The sequence below is a fragment of the Cellulomonas bogoriensis 69B4 = DSM 16987 genome, from assembly GCF_000767165.1.
Lineage (GTDB): Bacteria > Actinomycetota > Actinomycetes > Actinomycetales > Cellulomonadaceae > Actinotalea > Actinotalea bogoriensis.
Genome location: NZ_AXCZ01000185.1, coordinates 1 through 5,089, shown reverse-complemented (window position 1 = coordinate 5,089; position 5,089 = coordinate 1). Strand labels below are relative to the sequence as shown.

At 72.5% G+C, this 5,089-nt stretch carries 6 protein-coding genes; 4 read left to right on the top strand and 2 right to left on the bottom strand.

Translation table 11 applies throughout. The features are described 5' to 3' along the window. The 3 genes from N869_RS12770 to N869_RS12760 all read left to right on the top strand — a co-directional run. Positions 1-783: FecCD family ABC transporter permease (locus N869_RS12770; RefSeq protein ID WP_035062253.1), on the top strand; the 783-nt coding region annotated here is incomplete at its 5' end. A gap of 75 nt (positions 784-858) precedes the next feature. Continuing rightward, positions 859-1,437: a hypothetical protein gene (locus tag N869_RS12765; protein ID WP_035062250.1), complete on the top strand. Its 579-nt coding sequence runs from the start codon at positions 859-861 to the stop codon at positions 1,435-1,437. A gap of 170 nt (positions 1,438-1,607) precedes the next feature. Then, positions 1,608-2,414, top strand: coding sequence for a hypothetical protein (locus N869_RS12760; protein ID WP_156968542.1), 807 nt, complete (start codon positions 1,608-1,610; stop codon positions 2,412-2,414). A gap of 35 nt (positions 2,415-2,449) precedes the next feature. Here N869_RS12760 and N869_RS12755 read toward each other — a convergent pair whose 3' ends face one another. After that, positions 2,450-3,043 (bottom strand): alpha/beta fold hydrolase, encoded by a 594-nt coding sequence (locus N869_RS12755; RefSeq protein WP_156968541.1) that lies wholly within the window; start codon positions 3,041-3,043, stop codon positions 2,450-2,452. Here N869_RS12755 and N869_RS12750 point away from each other — a divergent pair. Then, on the top strand, positions 2,993-4,084 hold the full coding sequence (locus N869_RS12750) for a helix-turn-helix transcriptional regulator (RefSeq protein WP_232229728.1): 1,092 nt from the start codon (positions 2,993-2,995) through the stop codon (positions 4,082-4,084). The two genes, N869_RS12755 and N869_RS12750, sit on opposite strands and share 51 nt — an antisense overlap. Before the next feature lie 56 nt (positions 4,085-4,140). Here the strand turns inward: N869_RS12750 and N869_RS12745 are convergent, their stop codons facing one another. Continuing rightward, positions 4,141-4,569 (bottom strand): hypothetical protein, encoded by a 429-nt coding sequence (locus N869_RS12745; RefSeq protein ID WP_156968540.1) that lies wholly within the window; start codon positions 4,567-4,569, stop codon positions 4,141-4,143. Positions 4,570-5,089: the final 520 nt, after the last annotated feature.

The window sequence follows — 5,089 nt, the reverse complement described above, 5'->3', positions numbered from 1 at the left end:
CTCGCGGTCGCCGGGACGGCCGTGCAGGCCTCCGCCCGCAACCCGCTCGCGGACCCGACCATCATCGGCGTCTCGGGCGGCGCATCGGTGGGTGCGGTGCTGCTCGTGACCTTCGCGCCGCTCGCCGGGTTCTGGGCGCTCGCCGGGGCGGCGGGGGCGGGGGCGCTGGCGTCCTCGCTGCTGCTGTTCGGGCTGGTGGCACGGCGAGGCCTCGCCTCGGACACGTTCATCCTCGTGGGGCTGGGCATCTCGTACGTGACGAGCGCCCTGGTGACGATCCTCGTGGTGGCGACCGACCCCTTCAACGCCTCCAAGGCCCTGACCTGGCTCGCGGGGTCGACCTACGGGCGGACCTTCGAGCACCTCGTCCCGCTGGCCGTGGGCTGCCTCGTCCTGGTCCCGTTCCTGTGGTTCCAGCACCGGCGCATGGACCTGGTGTCGATCGACGAGGACGTGCCCCGCGTGCTGGGGCTGTCGCCCGGTCGTGCCCGGGGGGCACTGCTGGGCGGTGCCGTCCTGCTCACGGGTGTGGCGGTGGCGGGCATCGGGCTCGTGGGCTTCGTGGGTCTGGTCGCACCCCACGCGGCCCGGGCCCTGGTGGGGCGGCGGCACCGGCTCGTCGTCCCGCTCGCCGCGGTCCTCGGTGCCCTGCTCGTCCTGGTCGCCGACACCGTGGGCCGCACGGTCGCCGCACCCACGCAGCTGCCCGCCGGTCTGGTGACCGCCCTGGTCGGCACCCCGTACTTCCTCTGGCTGCTCGCGCGGACCCACCGCACCGCGTGAAGGGTGAAGCAGGTGCGCGGGGCGCTGTCACATCGGCTCCGGTGCCCACCCCGCGCGGGATGTACCGTCGCCCGGGTGAGAGTCCCCCACCGTGCCGTCACCGTCGCCGCCCTCCTGGTCCCGTTCGCGCTCGCCGGTTGCGGCCCGGACACCTCACCGGTGCCTGAGCAGGCCGCGGACCGGTATGTGTGTGCGGGCGTTCCCCACGAGGCCATGAGCCTGATCATCGGCGACGACGAGCTGCACGTGCGGTTCGACGAGGGGAGCTGGGACCTGGAGCGTTCCCTGTCCTGCGGTGTGGGGTCGGCGCGCGACGGTGAGGACGACGGGCGTCGTGACCCCGAGGTCGCCGTCTTCCGGTCCTACCTGCCTTGGTCCGGGTACCTGGCCGACGAGGACGCGTGGCGGGAGGACCGCGCCCGGCGAGCGGGATCGACCCCGGTCGACGCCGACGTCCCTGGTTGGGGCTACACGTACCCGGACGGCGACGCGCGGTGGATGTCGGGATGGATGTGCGAGAGCGGGTCGGAGCTCCAGGTGATGGTCCGGCGATCGCACGGTGCCCGCGACGGCGCCGAGGACGCCGAACGGCTCCTGCGGTCCATGTTGCCGTGGCACTGCGGCGACCAGGAGGCGCCCCGCCGCACGGAATGACGGACGGAGCGAGGGACGGAGTGGGGTCGAGGCCGCCGCAGGACAGGGCGGAGCCGTCGTGCTTGGGTGGGAGGACGTTCTGGAGCACGCGCCGACGCCCTGTCGTGGTCATCGGCATCCCATGACCGGCGGCCCGCGGCAACGCCGGGCAAGGCCCTCGGGGGGACCACATGAGCACTCCGCAGCACTCTGACGTACCCGGCCCTGAGCACGAGCCCACGGAAGGGCCCGAGGAGAGCGGTGCCGGCGCCCGGCGTGGTCCTCTCGCTGTGGTCGTGGCCGCGGTGGTGGTCGTGGCGGTGGCGGTGTGGGCCTTCGCGTTCGACGGTCTCGGCCTTCGGCAGGACGCCGAACCGACCTCGGCCCCGGACCCGACGGCCACAGAACCGGCGCAGACCCCTGAGCCTGTCGAGCCCGAGCAGGAGGACCCCGAACCGACCGAGGACGGGTCGGACGCCGACCAGGCGCCGCCGCTGGGGGACCTGCTCCTGCCCGCGGAGGAGGAACCCCGCGAGGTCGAGGACGGCCCCACCGCGTGGGTGCTGCCTGCCGACTGCGAGGCCGTCACACCGCAGGACCCCACCGCGATGGTCACCGCCCGGGACGGGACGGGGGAGTTCGAGGCCCAGATCGACGTGCAGCAGATCGCAGCCTTCGCCGACGGCGACGCCCTCGCCCAGGAGTGGGAGCGCGCGGTGCAGGCCCTCGAGGCGTGCAGCACCGACAGCGACCTGGTGTCCACCGAGGCTCTGGACATCCCCGACGAGACGATCGGCATCTCCGCCTACTTCGGTGACGGTGAGGGTGGGGCGACGCCCTTCGGGACGTACGCGACCCTCGGTCAGCGCGGCAACCTGATGATGCTGATCACGGTGGAGGGTGGCGAGGGCACACCGGAGACCGGCCGGGACCAGATCGTGGAGCGCACGCTCCAGGCCTGGGAGGTCCTGTGCAGCGACGAGAACGCAGGGTGCTGAGGTGAACCGGCTGCGTGTGGGCGCCGTGTCGACGGTCAGCCGACGGGCGCGACCGTCTCGCGGCTGACCTGGTCCAGCACCGCGGCGAGCGCCCCGGGCCGGCTCAGCATCGGCCAGTGCCATGTCGGCAGCTCCACGTATGTCCAGTCGCCGTCGACCATGTGCGCGAACGCCGGCGCGTGGGGTGCCATCTGCTGCAGCTGGTCGAGGCTGAAGCTGCACAGCACGCCCGTGCGTGGCAGACGCGTCCAGGCGTCCGTGAGTGCGACCGGCTGGGTGGCGCTGAGCCACGGTTGCGGCTGCGAGCCCTCGACCAGTGCGGCGACGGTCGCGTCGTCGACCTCGGGCACCTCGGCGGCGAGCGTGGCCCACGGGGGCGGCGGGAGCCTCCAGCCGTCACCGTGTGCCCTGACGAGGTCCTGGTTGGCCGCACGCGCGTCGGGTCCCTCGAAGTCGGCCTGCGCCATGCCGTTCGGCAGGGGCCCCGAGTCGACGTAGACCAGGCGGGCCACGGCATGGGCGAGCGCGCCCGTGCCGCATCGCCCGAGACCGACCTCACGACCCACATCGAGGACGTCGTGCACCTGCTCGAGCAGCACGACCTGCACGACGTCGTGCTCGTCGGCCACAGCTACGGCGCACTCGTGACCACCGGCGCGGCGGACCGCGTGCCTGGGAGGGCCGTGACCCGTCCGACTGCACGCGTGCTGGCGATGCTGGAGCTGCTCCAGGCTGGCGGCCAACGCACCGTCGGCGAGCTCGCGGCGCGTCTCGGGGTCGATGAGCGGACCGTCCGGCGCTACGCCGAGCACCTCGCCGACCTCGGGGTCCCCGTCCAGGCGCGGCGCGGCCGGTACGGCGGGTACCGCCTCCTGCCTGGTTACAAGCTGCCGCCGCTGATGCTCACCGACGACGAGGCGATCGCCGTTGTCCTGGGCCTGCGGGCTGCGGAACGCGCAGGGCTCGCCACCACGGACCCCGCGGCGACGGCGAGCGCGTCGGCGAAGGTGACGCGTGTGCTCCCGGGGGCCCTGGCCAGGCGCCTGGACAGCCTGGTGTCGACCGCGCAGTACACGAACCGGGTGCGCGCCGGCGCTCCTGCCGACGCCGACACGCTCCTCGACCTCGCCTGGGCGGCGCACGCACGGCGCACCGTCGTGATCGCGTACACCGCATGGGACGGGCGGGAGTCGCAGCGTGAGCTCGATGTCTACGGCCTGGTCTTCCACTCCGGCCGGTGGTACGCCACCGGACACGACCGCGGCCGTGAGGACGTGCGGACGTTCCGGCTGGACCGCATCGCCTCGGTGAGGCGAGGCGACACCTCGTACGTGGTGCCCGCCGATTTCGACGCGACGATGCGGGTCGTGTCCGGCATCGCGGCGGTCCCGTGGTCTCACGAGGTCGCCGTCGTGCTGAGGACCACCCTCGCGGAGGCGGGCGAGCGACTGCCCCCGAGCGCGGGACGGCTGACCGAGCACGTCGAGGGCGTCCTCCTCAGGACGCGCGCCGAGCACCTCGACGGTATGGCCCACATGCTGGCCGGGCTCGGTTGGGACTTCGAGGTGATCACCCCCAACGCCCTGCGCGAGGAGGTCCTCGCCCTGTCCGACCGCCTCCGGGCCAATGCGATGCGCAGCGCGGCCGCCGACCCAGACGTGTCCGACTGAACGATGCGTTCTTCCTGGGCGGGGTGGGAAGAGACCCGGGTGTAGGCCTCGCGGGTTCAGTCCGGCTCCGCCGGTGTGCTGGGGTCGAGCACCCAGGCGCGGAACATCTCCTCATCCCGGCGGGGCACCGGCAGCTGGGTACCACGCCGCCAGAGCACGCGACCGTGGCCGCAGACTCGCGGACCCTCGTACATCGGGAGCACGTCGCCCACGACGATTCGGGTCCACTCGCCGACCATCTGGGGGTACGGCGGCACGATCACCACGCGCACCTCGTCGCCCGGGTGGATGTTCTCCTTGGAGAAAGCCAGGACGCGCGCGCCCGTCTGATCTGGGGGCGTCATGTGTGGCAGTCCCCAGTTGGGGCAGTACTGGAACATCGCCTCCCGACCTGCGCCGCCGAGCAGTGGCGTCCGGCGACCATCCTGCGCTGTCGAGGTGAGCCGAAGCTGCACGCCGAAGGCATACGTCGACCCGCCGATCACGGCATCGAGCATACGGACGCCAGCGACTCCGGAGGGCACGATCAGGCGGCCTGAGCCTATGGCTGTCCGAAAGTCCGCGGCGCGCGACGCCTACTTCGTGAGGACGCGGAGCCGCTCCGCGCCGGTCATGCAGTCGATGTGGACACGTCGACGTCTGCTGCCGCTGTCGCGAGGTGGCGTCGCGCCTGGTCGATCAGCGCGTCAGCGAGTTCGCGACTCGGCGCCACGCGTTCGAGTCGTCGATCGGCCACCAGGTTGTCGATCGTCGCCCAGTCCTGGTCCCCTCGTGCGATCACGCGCCTACTCCGTGCCTATGTCCAGTCCGACCAGGGGCCGGGAGCGGACCGGGAGCGCAGGAACGGCGCCAGGACCGGAGCCGATGTTCGCATAACGCGACAATGTCATCGCGTTATGCGAATGAACAAATGGGGTCACCGTAGCGCCACCGGGGGGCCACCAATCCCGGGCGCGCAGACGGGCCGGACCTCAGGGTCCGGCCCTTCGTTGATGTCCTGCGACA